Origin of the sequence: Nocardioides luti (genome assembly GCF_014212315.1) — a bacterium.
Lineage (GTDB): Bacteria > Actinomycetota > Actinomycetes > Propionibacteriales > Nocardioidaceae > Nocardioides > Nocardioides luti.
Genome location: NZ_JACKXE010000001.1, coordinates 3,829,360 through 3,844,964 on the forward strand (window position 1 = coordinate 3,829,360; position 15,605 = coordinate 3,844,964).

Annotated in this window: 8 protein-coding genes; 4 read left to right on the forward strand and 4 right to left on the reverse strand. The window is 71.3% G+C overall.

The features are described 5' to 3' along the window. Window positions 1-78: 78 nt before the first annotated feature. The gene (locus tag H5V45_RS18225; RefSeq protein ID WP_185254240.1) at window positions 79-3,510 is read right to left on the reverse strand and encodes a M36 family metallopeptidase; all 3,432 of its coding nucleotides are present in this window, start codon (window positions 3,508-3,510) and stop codon (window positions 79-81) included. Window positions 3,511-3,590: 80 nt separating this feature from the next. Between H5V45_RS18225 and glgP the strand changes: the two genes are divergently transcribed. Next, window positions 3,591-6,167: an alpha-glucan family phosphorylase gene (gene glgP / locus H5V45_RS18230; protein ID WP_185254241.1), complete on the forward strand. Its 2,577-nt coding sequence runs from the start codon at window positions 3,591-3,593 to the stop codon at window positions 6,165-6,167. A gap of 175 nt (window positions 6,168-6,342) precedes the next feature. Here the strand turns inward: glgP and glgX are convergent, their stop codons facing one another. Further along, window positions 6,343-8,496 (reverse strand): glycogen debranching protein GlgX, encoded by a 2,154-nt coding sequence (gene glgX, locus H5V45_RS18235; RefSeq protein WP_185254242.1) that lies wholly within the window; start codon window positions 8,494-8,496, stop codon window positions 6,343-6,345. Between the two features lie 117 nt (window positions 8,497-8,613). Between glgX and H5V45_RS18240 the strand changes: the two genes are divergently transcribed. Next, on the forward strand, window positions 8,614-9,393 hold the full coding sequence (locus tag H5V45_RS18240; protein WP_185254243.1) for an enoyl-CoA hydratase/isomerase family protein: 780 nt from the start codon (window positions 8,614-8,616) through the stop codon (window positions 9,391-9,393). A 24-nt stretch (window positions 9,394-9,417) separates the two neighbouring features. Here H5V45_RS18240 and H5V45_RS18245 read toward each other — a convergent pair whose 3' ends face one another. Then, window positions 9,418-13,056 carry a PKD domain-containing protein gene (locus H5V45_RS18245; RefSeq protein ID WP_185254244.1) on the reverse strand — a complete coding sequence of 1,213 codons (3,639 nt, stop codon included), beginning with the start codon at window positions 13,054-13,056 and terminating at the stop codon, window positions 9,418-9,420. Window positions 13,057-13,122: 66 nt separating this feature from the next. Beyond that, window positions 13,123-14,052 carry a LysR family transcriptional regulator gene (locus H5V45_RS18250; protein ID WP_185254245.1) on the reverse strand — a complete coding sequence of 310 codons (930 nt, stop codon included), beginning with the start codon at window positions 14,050-14,052 and terminating at the stop codon, window positions 13,123-13,125. 141 nt (window positions 14,053-14,193) lie between these two features. Here H5V45_RS18250 and H5V45_RS18255 point away from each other — a divergent pair, with 141 nt between their 5' ends. Together H5V45_RS18255 and H5V45_RS18260 are read left to right on the forward strand one after the other, a co-directional pair. Then, window positions 14,194-14,619, forward strand: a complete 426-nt coding sequence (locus H5V45_RS18255; protein ID WP_343061616.1) for a hypothetical protein — start codon at window positions 14,194-14,196, stop codon at window positions 14,617-14,619. A gap of 198 nt (window positions 14,620-14,817) precedes the next feature. Next, complete coding sequence (locus H5V45_RS18260; protein ID WP_343061617.1) at window positions 14,818-15,600, forward strand: electron transfer flavoprotein subunit beta/FixA family protein; 783 nt, start codon at window positions 14,818-14,820, stop codon at window positions 15,598-15,600. Window positions 15,601-15,605 lie beyond the last annotated feature (5 nt).

Genomic DNA, 15,605 nt, shown 5'->3' on the forward strand with positions numbered 1-15,605 from the left:
CCCGACCCGGAAATGCAACCGGACGGGTGAACCCGCGAGGGTCCACCCGTCCGGTGCCGGGTCACGTGGAGGAGCGGGTCAGTAGACCTGCAGCTCCGCGGCGTGCACGATCGAGCCCCGGTCCGACGCGGTCCGGCAGTCCGTGTCGTTGGTCGGGTCGTTGTCCTGCTCGCCGGCGTACGCCGGAGTGCCGGTGCACTGGTTCTCCAGCGCCACGAACCGGATGGCGGCCGCCTTGGTCGGCTTGACCTTGAAGGAGCGCAGGATCAGGTCCGGCGCCACCGGCCGCGGGGCCAGCGACGGGAACGCCGCCGCCTTCGAGGTGTAGAACCGCTTCCACTTCGCGCCGGCAGAGCCGCACTTCGCGACGCAGGCCTCGAGCGCGAACCGGCGCAGGGCGGTGAACCGCGAGCCCGAGTCCGGGTCGGCGGCCAGCGGGATCTCGCTGGGGTCGGCGGGGGCCGGGTTCAGCATCGCGCTGACCTGGACCCGCTTGACGACGTGCTTGCCACCGGCGAGGTCGACGACGACGAAGGGGCTCTTGTCGTCGACGTTGGTCGCGTCGGCGTTCACGCCGCCCCAGTTGGTGGCCTCGGTGCCGTCGATCAGGGACTTCGGGTTCAGCGAGCCGTCGCTGGCCCCCAGCACCTTCGCGCCGGACGCGGCCGCCGCGAGGTTGCGCGGTGCGGCGACCTTGACCTTCGTGCTCCGGCCGGGCGCCACGGTGATGCTGAAGCGCTTGAAGCCACGGTTCTTCGAGACGTAGAGCATCGAGTAGCGGCCGGCCACGAACGGGACGGTGGCGTCGAGCTTGGTCTTCTTGACCGTGTCGGCGACCGGGGTCACGCGGGCTTCGTACTTGCCGACGTAGATCGTGCCGCCCTTCGGCGCCTTGAACGTGACCTTGCCGTTGTGCGAGCGGAACTTCGAGGCGAAGCTCGGGGTCGGCTCGTCGGAGTCGGCGTTCTTGGTCTTCGCGCCCTTGCCCATGCCGCGGGAGGCGAACGCGTCCCACAGCACCTGCTGGTTGGAGCCGTCGAAGCGCATCCGGTCCGAGGCGAGCATCGCGTCGCGGGCGTCGAGCATCGACGTGGCGCCCTGCTGGAGCAGGAAGGCGTCGAAGATCATCTGGATCCAGCGGCGGTTGCCGGGGCACAGGTCGGCGCGACGCGGACCGCGGGTCTCGCGGTCCTCGGCGCACTTCCGCTGCAGCTTGTCGTTCGCGTAGGGGTACTTCTTGTTCCACTTCTTGACCAGCGCCTGGCGCACCGACCACTGGGTGCCGTTCCAGATCTCGCCGTCGGCGTGGACCTCGGGACCGGTGCTGTCGAAGCCGTAGTCCGAGTAGTTCAGCGGGTTGGCGAAGATCGCGTAGTCACGAATACCGACCTTGCGGTTGCCCGTGGCGTAGCCACCCTCGACGAACGGCTTGGTGCCGGTGTCGTAGCCGTGGCTGAACTGGTACTCGCTGGCGGTGAGGTCGCCCCACGACTCGCCCATCGCGCCGCCCTGCTCGGACGTGATGCCCTGGTCCGGGCCGCCGATCATGCGGTTGCTGATCGCGTGGGTGTACTCGTGGCCGACCACGCCCATGTCGAGCGAGCCGTCGGCGCACGGGGCGTAGAAGGCGCCGGCGATCGGCTGGAAGAGGTACTGGTTGGTGATCCCGGGGATCCCGTCCTGCAGCGCGATCTGGTTGGCGTTGTCGCGACCGAGGTACGACGGCTGGCCACCCGAGAGGGCACCCGCCTGCGCGTTGCCGATCTCCTGGTCACCCTCCGCGCCGCCCCGACCGAGGTTGTCGAGCTGCAGGTTGTAGTTCTTCTCGGTGAAGCCGAGGTAGTACGAGTAGTCGTGCATCCGGTTGTGCGACACGAAGAGGTTCCCGACCGACTGGTCGATGTCGTTGCCGCCCGGGGTGAGCTGCGACGGGTCGCACTTGGAGTTGTTCCAGATGTCCTGGAAGGCGGTGGTGTACTCCCGGGTGGGGGAGACCGGCGCCTGCAGCGTGCCGCCGGGGGTCAGCGGGCTGCCCCAGGCCTCGTGCGTGTTGGCGGCGTTGCCGACGGTGGTGAGCGTCGGCTGGCCGGTCTTGGCCGTGGTGTCCCACGGGCCCGGGTCGGCGACGCTGACGAGCGGACCGGTGCCCAGCGTGCAGGCGTCCTTGTCCTTGCTCTCGAGCCAGCAGCCGATGACGCTGTTCTTCGGCGTCACGGTCGAGCTCAGCGACGCGAGGCTCGGGTTGGCGGCGAAGAAGAGCCAGCGGGGCGAGAACTGCGCGTCGGCGGCGTTCGGCGTGCCCTGGTCGCTCGTCGTGGCGATCGCGGCGTAGTTGCCCGGGGGCGTGAACGGCGCGGTCGGGTTGAGGAACGGGCAGACCTGCATCGAGTAGATGCCGGCCGGGATGTTCGACGACTCGTACGTCGCGGTCTCGGGGCTGGTGCCGAGGTCGCCGGTCGTGAGGACCTGGCCGTTCGGGTCGAAGATCTTGACGATGATGTCGTCGGCCGAGTTGCCCATGGCGGCGACCGCGTCGATCCGCTTCGTCTTGTCGTCGGTGATCTCGAACTCGTGCTTCGGGCCGCAGTCGGTCGCGGTGATCTCCCCGTTGAACGGGAAGGCGTCGCTGCTGTTCTCGACCTGGTTCTCGCGGTGCAGGACCGCGCCGGTCGCGGCGTCGACCATCGAGGTGTAGGCGAAGGCCGAGCCCTTCTCGGCGTCGACGACGTTCACCTCGAAGACCGGGCGGACCGAGCCGTCGGCCAGCGCGAGCGCGCGCAGCCGGGCCTGCTGGGTCTGGGCGAAGCCGGGCACCGTCAGCTGCGTCCAGCCGTCGGCGGAGGTGGTCTTGACCGCGGCGAGGTCGGTGGGGCTGAGCGTGCGGCCGACGTTCGCGGCGGCCTTGAGCCAGGCCTGCAGCGGCGAGAGCGTCGCGGCGGCCGGGGTGCCGGTGGTCTTCGTCAGCGAGGAGGAGACGTAGGCGATCTGGCCGTTGGCCACGCCCACCGTCACCATGCTGTCGAGCGCCGGGGTGAGGTCGCCGAACTTCTGGCGGAACAGCACCGCGTGGGCGTCGCTCTGGGCGAAGCGCTGGTCGTTGACCAGCTCCAGGCCCGCCATGGCGGAGCTGCTCAGGCCGAAGGTCGCGGCGTGGCTGGTCAGCCAGGCGCGGGCGGCGGAGACGGGGTTGCCGGGAGCGGCACCGAGGGAGCCGTCGGCGGGCAGCAGCGAGGACGGCGTACCGAACTGGTTCCAGCGCACGTCGACGGTGTCGAGGCGCGCGACGGCACTGCGCTGCGCGGCGCTCGGGAGGGCCGTGCCGCGGGTGTCGAGGTTCGACAGGCCGGGGACGGAGTCGGCCAGGGTCAGGACCTGGTTGTCGGACGCGGGGGCGGGGGTGGCGCCGGCCGCGATGGCGGGGAGCTGCGCGAGGCCGGGGACCAGGGATGCGGCCACCAGGGCGAGGCCGGCGGTGACGAGCCGGCCTCGGCGCACGGGAGAGGGAGTCATGTGGATCACAACGGCGCCCGGGCGGAAGCGTTATGTGGCGAAACCTTGGATCGATCCAAGAATCACGCTACCGTCCTCGGGTGCGCGCCATTCGACGGTTCACCGTCCGCCCCGTCCTGCCCGTCGCCCTTGCCGCCCTCGGCGAGCTCGCGGGGAACCTCAGGTGGTCCTGGCACCCGGAGACGCAAGACGTCTTCGCGGCCGTGGACCCCGACCTCTGGGAGTCGACCGGGCGGGACCCGGTCAAGCTCCTCGGTGCGGTCAGCCGCAGCCGGTTCGAGGAGCTCGCGGCCGACGCCGCGTTCCTCGAGACGCTGCGCGGCGCCCGCGCCGGCCTCGAGGCCTACCTGACCAACGACCGCTGGTTCCAGAAGAAGATGTCCGACGGCCCGCGCGCCATCGGCTACTTCTCGCCGGAGTTCGGCATCGCCGCGGTGCTGCCGCAGTACTCCGGCGGCCTCGGCATCCTCGCCGGTGACCACCTCAAGGCCGCGAGCGACCTCGGTGTGCCGATCATCGGCGTCGGCCTGCTCTACCGCCACGGCTACTTCAAGCAGGCCTTCTCCCGCGAGGGCTGGCAGCAGGAGACCTACCCGGTCCTCGACCCCGACGGCCTGCCGATCTCGCTGCTCCGCGAGGAGGACGGCTCCCGCGCCACGATCACGATCGCGATGCCCGGCGGCCCCGACCTGATCGCCCGCATCTGGGTCGCCAGCGTCGGCCGCGTCCCGCTGCTCCTGCTCGACACCGACGTCGAGGGCAACCCCGACCACTACGTCGACGTCACCGACCGGCTCTACGGCGGCAACAGCGAGCACCGCCTGCGCCAGGAGCTGCTGCTCGGCGTCGGCGGCGTGCGCGCGCTGCGTGCCTACTCCCGCATCACCGGCGCGCCGGCGCCCGAGGTCTTCCACACCAACGAGGGCCACGCCGGCTTCCTCGGCCTGGAGCGGATCCGCGAGCTCACCGTGGCCGCCGACGGCCCCGGCCTCGACTTCGAGACCGCCCTCGAGGTCGGCCGCGCCTCCACCGTCTTCACCACCCACACGCCCGTCCCGGCCGGCATCGACCGCTTCCCGCGGACGCTCGTGGAGCAGTACTTCTCCGAGGGCGGCGCGACGCCGGGCGTCCCGCTCGACCGGATCCTCGGCCTCGGCGCCGAGGACTACGACAACGGGGACGCGTCGGTCTTCAACATGGCCGTCATGGGCTTCCGGCTCGCGCAGCGCGCCAACGGCGTCTCGGTGCTGCACGGCGAGGTCAGCCGCGGGATGTTCAACGGCCTGTGGCCGGCCTTCGACGAGGCCGAGGTCCCGATCGGCTCGATCACCAACGGCGTGCACGCGCCCAGCTGGGTCGCCCGCGAGGTCTTCGCGCTCGCCGAGGGCCAGGGCGCCGACCCCGACTCCGACGACGCCGAGGCCTACTGGGACGCCGTCGACAAGATCCCCTCCGGCGACATCTGGGCCACGAAGCGCCAGCTGCGCGAGCGGCTCGTCGTCGACGCCCGCAAGCGCCTGGCCCGCTCCTGCGAGAAGCGCGGCGCGGCCAAGGCCGAGCTCGGCTGGATCGAGACCGCGCTCGACCCCGACGTGCTCACGATCGGCTTCGCCCGTCGCGCCGCGTCGTACAAGCGCCTCACGCTGATGCTGCGCGACCCCGAGCGCCTCAAGCGGCTGCTGCTCGACCCCGAGCGCCCGGTGCAGCTGATCATGGCCGGCAAGGCGCACCCCGCCGACGACGGCGGCAAGAAGCTGATCCAGGCGATCGTGCAGCTGGCCGACGACCCGGAGGTCCGGCACCGGATCGCGTACCTGCCCAACTACGACATCGCGATGGCGCAGCCGCTCTACCCTGGCTGTGACGTCTGGCTGAACAACCCGCTGCGCCCCTACGAGGCCTGCGGCACCTCCGGCATGAAGGCCGCGCTCAACGGCGGCCTGAACCTGTCGATCCTCGACGGCTGGTGGGACGAGTGGTACGACGGCAACAACGGCTGGGCGATCCCGTCCGCCGACGGCGTCGACGACGCGGACCACCGTGACGACCTCGAGGCCGCGGCGCTCTACGACCTCATCGAGAAGGAGGTCGCGCCGCGCTTCTACGACCTCGACGCCGAGGGCGTGCCGACCCGCTGGATCGAGATGGTGCGGCACACGCTCAAGTCGCTCGGCCCCAAGGTGCTCGCGACCCGGATGGTGCGCGACTACGTGCGCCAGCTCTACACCCCGGCCGCCGGCAACGCCCGCCTGCTGAACTCCGACTACCACGGTGCCGCCGAGCTCGCGGTCTGGAAGAAGCGGGTCAAGGGCGGCTGGCCGGCCGTCCGCGTCGAGCACGTCGAGAGCAGCGGCGTCGGCGACGCCCCCGAGGTCGGCGCCACCATGAGCGTCCGCGCCTTCGTCGCCCTGGGCGACCTCGCCCCGGCCGACGTCGAGGTCCAGCTCGTCCACGGCAAGATCAACAGCGAGGACGAGCTCGTGCAGACGAGCGTCTCCCCGCTGACCGCGGTCGAGTCCTACGAGGGCGGCCGGCACCGCTTCGACGGCGACGTCGTGCTCGAGCAGGGCGGCGCCTTCGGCTACACCGTGCGCGTCGTCCCGTGCAACGACCTGCTCACGTCGCCCGCCGAGCTGGGTGTGGTGGCGCTGGCCTGAGGGCTGCCAGTTTCCCCGGATATCCGGGGAAACTGGCGCTTTCCGGGGGTTGCAACACCCGGAAAGTGACTGCTTTCCCCGGGCAGTGGTGCCCGAGTGACGGCTGGGACCGGCCAGATCAGCCGCCGGTCGCGCCCGTCAGCCAGCCGCCCGGCGGCCGCCGACCAGCGGCCGCTCAGGTCTGGCGGAACACGACGACGCTCCGGCTCCCGAGCGACAGCCGGTCGCCGGCCTTGATCGGCGTGCCGACCGGCAGCTTGAAGTCCGTGCTCAGCACGACCTCGCCGGAGTGCACCCAGTCGTTCTCGGGCAGCTCGAGCCGCAGCGGCTTGGCGCTGGAGTTCAGCCAGATCATGAAGGACCGGTCGACCTGCTGCTCGCCGCGCGGGCCGGGGGAGCGCAGCGGGTCGCCGGACACGAACATGCCGACCGTGGTGAGCGAGTCGTCGTGCCAGTCGTCGCCGGTCATCTCGCGACCCGACGGGTGCAACCAGGCGAGGTCCTTGGGGCCGCCGCGCATCGTGGGCCGGCCCTCGAACCAGTGCCGCTGGCGCAGCGCGGGGTGCTCGCGCCGCAGCCGCAGGGCGGTCTTCGTGACGTCGTACACGTCGAGCCACGCGTCGTCCGGACGCCAGTCGATCCACGACGTCTCGTTGTCCTGGCAGTAGGCGTTGTTGCTGCCGCGCTGGGTGCGGCCACGCTCGTCGCCGGCGGTGATCATCGGGACGCCGTTGGACAGGCACAGGGTGGCCATCAGGTTGGCCGCCTGCCGCCGCCGCAGCGCGACGATCCCGGCGTCGTCGGTCTCGCCCTCGGCGCCGTGGTTCCAGGCGCGGTTGTTGTCGGTGCCGTCGCGGTTGTCCTCGCCGTTGGCCTCGTTGTGCTTCTCCTGGTAGCTCACGAGGTCGCGGACCGTGAAGCCGTCGTGGGCGGTCACGAAGTTCACCGAGGCGTACGGCGAGCGGCCGTCGTCGGCGTACAGGTCCGACGAGCCGGCGAGCCGGGTGGCGACGGTGCGGATGCCCGAGGAGTGGTTGCGCCAGAAGTCGCGGATCTCGTCGCGGAACTGGTCGTTCCACTCGATCCACGGCGGCGGGAACTCGCCGACGCGGTAGCCGTCCATCGAGGTGTCCCACGGCTCGGCGATCAGCTTCACGTGGCGCAGCACCGGGTCCTGGCCGATGGCGGTGAGCAGGTGGCAGCCCATGTCGACGTCGTAGCCCGTCCGGGTCAGCGCGGAGAGCAGGTCGAAGCGGAAGCCGTCGACGTGCATCTCGGTGACCCAGTAGCGCAGGGAGTCGAGGATCAGCCGCAGCGCGAAGGGGTTCGACGCGTCGACGGTGTTGCCGCAGCCGGTGACGTCCCAGTAGGTGTCCTTGGGCTTCTGTCCGGGCTTGCGCGGCGCCACGCGCTTGTAGAAGCCCTTGTCGTCGAGGCCCCGGAAGGACAGCGTCGGTCCCTCGGTGCCGGCCTCGGCGGTGTGGTTGTAGACCACGTCGAGGATCACCTCGATGCCCGCGGCGTGGAAGGACCGGACCATCTCCTTGAACTCCGTGACCTGCTGGCCGCGGTCGCCGGAGGCGGCGTACTGGTGGTGCGGCGCGAAGAACCCGATGGAGTTGTAGCCCCAGTAGTTCGTCAGGCCACGGGACGCGAGGAACGGCTCGGACACGAACTGCTGCACCGGCAGCAGCTCGACGGCCGTGATGCCCAGGTCGCGCAGGTAGTCGACCACCGCGGGAGTGCCGAGCCCGGCGTACGTCCCGCGCAGGTGCTCGGGGACCCGGTCGTGCAGCGCGGTCATCCCCTTGACGTGCGCCTCGTAGATCACGGTGTCGCGCCAGCGGGTGTGCGGGTGCGCGTCGTCGCCCCAGTCGAAGTCGTCGCGGACGACCACGCTGCGGGGGACGTACGGCGCGGAGTCGACCGTGCTGCGCTCCTCGGGGGCGCCCACGACGTACCCGAAGACCGCCGGGTCCGGCACCAGCTCGCCGGAGACGGCGTGCGCGTAGGGGTCGAGCAGCAGCTTGTGCGAGTTGAACCGCAGGCCGGCCTCCGGGTCCCACGGCCCGTCCACGCGGTAGCCGTAGCGGGTGCCGACCGCGACGCCGGGCAGCGCGCCGTGCCAGATGCCGAGCGAGCGCTCGGTGAGCCGGTGCCGGGTCTCGACACCGTCCTCGTCGAAGAGGCAGACCGACGCGGCGTACGCCTCGGGCGCCCAGACCGCGAAGTTCGTCGCCTCCTCCGACCAGGACGAGCCGAGGGGGTAGTTGCGGCCGGGCCACACGGCTGCCGTCTCGCCGCGCTTGCGCCAGAGTCCAGGGGTCACCCGCGCCATTCTTCACGATGACGGCACAATGCCGGGGAGCATCCAGATCAACCGAGATCGTGGGTCGCTGCCGCCCTCGGGGGCAGCGCCCGACCGACACAGAGGTGGAGACACAGCATGGGTGAGTTCGTCAGACTGGAAGTCGCCGACGGCGTGGGCACGATCCGGCTGGACCGGCCGAAGATGAACGCGCTCGACGTGCAGATGCAGGAGGAGATCCGCGCGGCGGCCGCCGAGGCGACCGACCGCGACGACGTCAAGGCCGTGGTCGTGTACGGCGGGGAGCGGGTCTTCGCGGCCGGCGCCGACGTCAAGGAGATGAACGCCATGTCCTACACCGACATGGTCAAGCGCTCCGGCGGCCTGCAGTCGGCCTTCACCGCGGTCGCCCGGATCCCCAAGCCCGTGGTCGCGGCCGTGACCGGCTACGCGCTCGGCGGCGGCTGCGAGCTGGCGCTCTGCGCCGACCTGCGCTTCGCCGCCGACAATGCGGTGCTCGGCCAGCCCGAGATCCTGCTCGGCATCATCCCCGGAGCCGGCGGCACCCAGCGGCTCACCCGCCTCGTCGGCCCGAGCACCGCGAAGGACCTGATCTTCACCGGCCGCTTCGTCCAGGCAGACGAGGCGCTCGCCATCGGCCTGGTCGACAAGATCTTCCCGGCGGAGTCGGTCTACGAGGAGGCGCTCGCCTGGTGCCGCCAGTTCGCCGGCGCCGCGACGTACGCCGTCCGGGCCGCCAAGGAGAGCATCGACCGCGGGCTCGAGGTCGACCTCGACACCGGCCTCGAGATCGAGCGGCAGCAGTTCGCGGCCCTGTTCGCCACCGAGGACCGGGCGATCGGGATGGGCTCGTTCGTGGAGAGCGGCCCGGGCAAGGCACAGTTCACCGGCCGCTGAGCCGCCGCACCCTCCTCATCGGCCTCACCAGGAGACCTTGACCCGCGGGACGGGCGTGAGCTTGGCGGTGCGCACGGCACTGTCGAGCCCGACGGTGCCGAGCGCCCGAACCGTGAGGTTGCCACCCGTGAAGGACGTGACGCCCGGCAGGGTCACCTGGGTTCCGCTCACCTGGGTGCGGACCGTGCGACCGTCGGACAGGACCCCACGGACCTCGTAGGTCTTCGCGCCGGGGACCGGCTCCCACGAGGCCTTCGACGAGCCGCCCTGCACCACGACCTGGAGGTTGGCCGGGACGGCCAGCTTGCTCGCGGGCGGTGCCTGGTAGGAGTCGACCGCGATGGTGCGGTAGGGGATCCCGTTGCGCTCGATGATCGCCGTGACGGTGCGCTGCTCGGCGACGCCGGCGGTCGGGATCGCGAACGTGTGCCCGGCGGCCGCGGCCGAGCCCAGCAGGCGGGTCCCGAAGGGGCCCTGCTCCTGCAGGACCAGGTCGTCGCCCGGATCGAGCTGGGCGTCGTACTGCAGGGTGCGCTGGCTCCCGCTGCCGGTGACCGTGCCGGTGACCACCGGCTCGGGGATCGGCGTCTGCAGCTCGACGGTGATGTTCGGCGTGGTGGTCGTGCACCCCGCCCCGCCGCACGTGGTCGACGACTTCGCGGTGATGTCCCAGGTGCCGCCCAGCGGGTGGTCCAGGGTGATCGTGGTGACGTCGTCGGCCGGGAACTTCGTGATCGTCGCTCCCTCGAGCTCCTGGTAGCCCTTGCCGTCGTCGGTCAGCCGCGTGCCGTCAGGGCGACCCACCACGAGGTCCGGGGGCGCGCCGCCGTCACCGTGGACGACGTACGCCGCCTTGGCCAGCCCGTTCGGCATCTCGCTGGTCGCCGAGGTGCCGCGCTGCGTGCTGTGGATGCCGCGCTGCACCGCGAGGTACTTCTTGAGGTCGCACGAGGCGAAGAAGACCTTCCACCCGTGGTCCTTGAGGTAGACCACACCTCCCAGGCTGGCGCAGGCCCCGTAGCCCTTGCTCGACACGCCCACCTGCGCGTTGGCGCAGAACTCGATCCCGAAGTCGGCGCAGAGCTTCAGCCCACCGATCAGGGAGTAGGCGAACTCGGGCTCGAAGATCATCGTGCCGTCGACGAACGCGCTGCCCTTGAAGACGTCGAAGTCGACGCCGACCTCGCCGTGCACCGCGGCCGCCTGGTAGCTGGAGCCCATGGTGACGTCGATCGACCCCTTGGCCAGGTCGACGACGCCGAGGAGCCTCACCAGACCGGTGGCCCGGAACCACACGGTGTCCTCGCTCGCGACCAGGGTCTTCTCGCAGCCGCTGCCGGACTGCCCGGCGTGCAGGACCGCGAACGCCAGGCACGCGTCGATCGTCAGGAGGGGCGCGGTCACGGGGAACTGGGCCTGGGCCTTCCCGCTCATCACGAAGGGATCGGACGACCCCTTGATCGCCAGGCACGTCAGCCCCACGGGGCCGATGGCGAGCGGTGGGTTGAAGAGCGCCTTGACGCCGCCGTACTCGAAGCCACCGCCCGACGTGAGCGAGACCCCCGACGGGCCGGTGGTGGACGGGCAGTCGCCGGCGTCGTCCGCCGGCGGGGCGAAGGGTGCCTCGAACGTGCCGAGGTTCGCGACGTCGAGGGTCACCCTCCCCACCCAGCCCCCGGTCTTGCGGTGCCCCAGCGCGCCGGTGGTGACCGTGAACGCACCGAGGTCCATGCCCGAGAGGTCGATCTCGAAGTCCGTGTCGACCCCGGGGAAGCTGCCGCGCTCGGCAGCCGACGGTGTGGCACCCGCTCCGCTCGGGGCGATGACCGCGTGGGTGAGGGGGTCGGTCACGACCAGCGGTGGCGTCGAGCCCGTGAGCGGAGCCGGCATCTCGGTGAAGAGCTTCTCGCGGGGGTCGCCGTTCGGGGAGAGATACACCTGGGCGGCCGTGATCCCGAGTCCATACACTTGGTTGCCGAGGGCCTTCGGGTCCGCCGCGACCGCGGGCAGCGCCGCGAAGGAGCCGCCGAGCTGTGCGTCGTACGTCGGCTCCGGCACGACGATCGTGCTCGTCGGTCCCGCGACGACGCGGTCGCGGCCGACGCCCGTGCCCTCCAGCGCGGTGTACTTGGCGGTCAGCTGTCCCGCGGTCACGGTCACGGTCGCGGTGGCCGGGTCGATCACCGGCTGGACGCCCTGGGTCGACGTGACCGGCACCCCGTTGAGGCGCAGCTTCTGGCCGCCCGTGAGGTAGACGTCGTGGGTGTCGTCCAGCGACCGGCGTACGCCGAAGCAGCCGATCGGCCCCTTCGGGCCGGCGGACCCCTCGAGCGTCGCCGCGATCCCGTTCAGCTTCACGGCCCCGCACAGCGACTCGCCGACGACGATGGTGCGGGTCGTGAAGGCCGTGAAGCGCTTGAGCTTGTCGAACGTGTGGTTCTCGCCCTCCAGGAAGTAGGGGACCTTCGTGGTGAGCTTGACCTTGTACGTCCCCGGCTCGTCGTAGGTGTGGGGGTAGACGAAGCCCTTCCCCGACTCACCCACACCGCCCTGGGTGACGGTGCCGTCGCCCCAGTCCCACGACTGGGTCAGTGCGCCCTCCTGCACGCACTTCTGCTTCGGACCTCGCCGCTGCTCGGCCTGCGCCGGACGGTTGCCGGGATTCGCGTTCAGCCCCCCGATCGCGATCGTCACCGGCGAGGGGTAGCCGAGGTTCTTCGTCTCCGAGATCCGGACCTCCTTGACCCTCGGCTGGGAGACCTCCGTGTGGCAGACCTCGATCGTGGGGGTGGCGTCGTAGAAGACCGCGGGCACGTGGGCCAGGGGTTGGTCGGCGCCTCCCATGGCCGCGCACGGCCAGGCCGGCACCCCGGCGGGCACCTTGTCGCAGTTGATGGCGGCCTTGCCCTGGTACGGGTCGCCGACCAGGCCCCCGTAGACGCTGTCGAGCTTCACCGAGCGGCCCACGCTGCTCAGCTGGCCGGAGTCGTTCACCGCGGTCACGTCCACGGTGATCACGTCGTGGAGCCGCTTCTTGCCGCCGGGCATGGTGAACGAGAACTTCGGGTCCGCGGTGACGTCGAGCCCGCTCCCGCTCAGGTCGAGGACCTGCGCCGGGCTGCCGGCGGTCTTCCCCCGGACCTGCGTGCTCGAGTCCTGGGCCTTGACGCCCTTCACGTCCCAGACGTAGGCGCTGAACCCTGCGGGGCGGTCGGAGCGGGTGACCACGCGCGCGACGACCTTCTGCCCCGGCGCCGGGTTCGGCGGGTCGAGCACGACCCGCATGGTGTCGGGGCGGGCGACCGTCACCTTCTGGCGCGCGACGGTCTTGGTGCCCCCTGCGGTCATGCGCACCGAGACCGTGCGCCGCCCGCCCTGCGCGAAGCCGAACACGGTGGTGGGCGTGGTGCCCGTCGAGGTCTCGAAGCTGCCGTTGCCGTCGAGGTCCCAGGCGTACCTCGCCCCCTCCGGCCCGCCGGTGGCGACCGCCTGGACCGGGTCGCCGAGGACGGCCGACGCCGGCACCTCGAGCCCGAGCGTCGACACCGCGGCCTGCGCCGGAGGGCTGCCCGGCACCGTGAGCAGGGGCGTCAGGGGCGCCAGAGCCAGGACGACGACGGCGGCGAGGGTGCGGTGCTGGGCACCCGGGTGGAACGGTCGCATGCTGGCTCCCCGGATCGTGGCGACGGTGCGCCCAGACTCGGTCCTGGGGAGGCCGATGGGTACTGGTCAATCGACGATCGGCTGATCACCTGGGGCGATCACCGGCTCCGCGAGCCAGCCGCGCTCCCGGGCCACGTCCAGCGCCACCTGCCAGGCGGTGAGGGCCATCGGGTTGGCCGCCCGGCGCAGCCGCACCAGCGAGGTGCGCCACGCGGGGACGGGGTGCAGCGGTCGCCACACGACGCTCGGGCGCAGGTTGGTGAGCTCGGGCCCGCACAGCACCGCGTCACCCCGGGCCACGACGTTCATGGCGTTGCCCAGGCTCTGGGCCGAGCCGGTGTACGGGTCCGCCCGCACCCCGTTGGCGCCGAGGATCTGGACGAGGAACGCGTGGTACTCCGGGAAGCGGTCCCGCGGAGGGAAGAGCAGCGGCTGCCCGGCGAGGTCCGCCGGGCGGAGCGAGGCCCGGTCGGCGTACGGGTGCGAGGCCGGCACGAAGACCCCGACCGGCTCGAGACGCAGCAGGGTGGCCTCGAGGTCGCGGCCGAGCGGTGCCTGGTCGTGCGGGTGGCCGAAACCGAGGTCGAGCCGTCCCTCGGCGAACATCCGACGCTGCTCGAGGGGGCTGCCGTCGACCTCGTGCACCACCACGGACGGGTGGCGGCGCCGGATCTCCTCGGCGATCACGGGCATGGTGTCGATCGCCCCGTCGCCGATGCAGAGGGTGAGCTCGCCGGTGGCCCCGACGCGAGCGGCGGTCCTGGCCCGGGCGACGGCGGCGAGGACCTGCCGGGCCTCGCGCAGGAAGGCGTCCCCGGCGGGGGTGAGCCGGACGTGGTGCGTCGAGCGGCTGAAGAGGCGTACGCCGAGCTCGCGCTCGAGCCGCTGGACCTGCTGGCTCAGGGCGGACTGCGCCACCGACAGCCGGTCCGCGGCGCGACGGAAGTTGAGCTCCTCGGACAGGACGACGACGTACTCGAGCTGTCGCAACTCCATGGACGCAGCATGCGGGCGCGGTCGCGGGTGGGCAAGAGCCGCCTGCGGCCGGGCCCCGCATTCCGAGCGCGCCCGGCGATCCGGACGGACGTGTGCGATCCTTCGTCGCAGGGGAGCCCGGTCGACGGCAAAGGAATGCGCGTGGCAGATCAGAAGTCGGACAGCAAGGCGGACGCCAAGGCGGCCAAGGCAGCCGCCAAGGCGGAGGCGCGCGAGGCCAGGGGCAAGCGTGCCGAGGAGCGGTCCGGAGGCGGCGTGAAGGCGGGCGTGAGCACGCTGCGCACCCGCGTGGCGCAGGTCGTCTGGCTGGTGTTCGTGGTGGCGGCGCTGTTCCTGGCCGTGGGCGCCCTGCTCATCGCGCTGGACGCCAACCGCGACAACGGGCTCGTGAAGTTCATCCTCGACGGCGCGAACACCGTCGACCTGGGGATCTTCTCGCGCAACAACGGCATCAAGGACTTCACGGGGAACAACGCCGACGTCAAGAACGCGCTGTTCAACTGGGGGATCGGGGCGATCGTCTGGCTCGTCGTCGGTCGCGTCCTCGAGCGGATCATCCGGCCCTGACCGTCGGTCGGGGACCGGTCTCCGGCAGCATCTCCGGCAGCACCAGGTCGCGGCGGCGTGTGACCCATTCGTCGCTGTGACTGACCCCACCGCGTCAGCGGTTCCGCGCGGGGGTACTCGCTAGTAACGTCACGATTCAACCGAGTGCACAGGAGGGGCCCTTCGCTGGGCCACACCACCATGAACATTGTTGTCTGTGTGAAGTACGTGCCCGACGCCACTGCCGACCGGCAGTTCGAGTCGGACAACACCGTCGACCGCGTTGGCGTCGACGGGCTGCTGTCGGAGCTCGACGAGTACGCCGTCGAGCAGGCCCTCCAGATCAAGGAGAAGGCCGACGGCGACGACATCACCGTGACCGCGCTCTGCGTGGGTCCGGAGAAGGCCGTCGACGCCGTCCGCAAGGCGCTGCAGATGGGTGCCGACCAGGGCGTCCACGTCCTCGACGACGCGATCGCCGGCTCCGACTACGTCGCGACCTCGCTCGTGCTCGCCAAGGCCATCGAGAAGCTCGGTGCCGAGAAGCAGGTCGACCTCGTCGTCTGCGGCATGGCCAGCACCGACGCGTCCGGCTCGGTCGTCCCGGCGATGCTCGCCGAGCGCCTCGGCCTCCCGCAGGTCACCTTCGCCTCGGTCATCGAGACCCAGGGCGACCAGGTCCGCATCAAGCGCGACGGCGACACCGCCACCGAGGTCATCGGCGGCACCATGCCGCTGGTCCTCTCGGTCACCGACCAGACCGGCGAGGCGCGCTACCCGTCGTTCAAGGGGATCATGGCCGCCAAGAAGAAGCCGATGGAGACGCTCTCGCTGAGCGACCTCGGCGTCGAGGCGGACCAGGTCGGCCTCTCCGTGGCCTGGACCGAGGTCGAGGACACCACGGCCCGCCCGCCGCGCACCGCCGGCGAGATCGTCACCGACGAGGACGGCTCGGGCGCCACGGCGCTGACCGAGTTCCTCGCGTCCAAGAAGTTCATCTAAGGAGA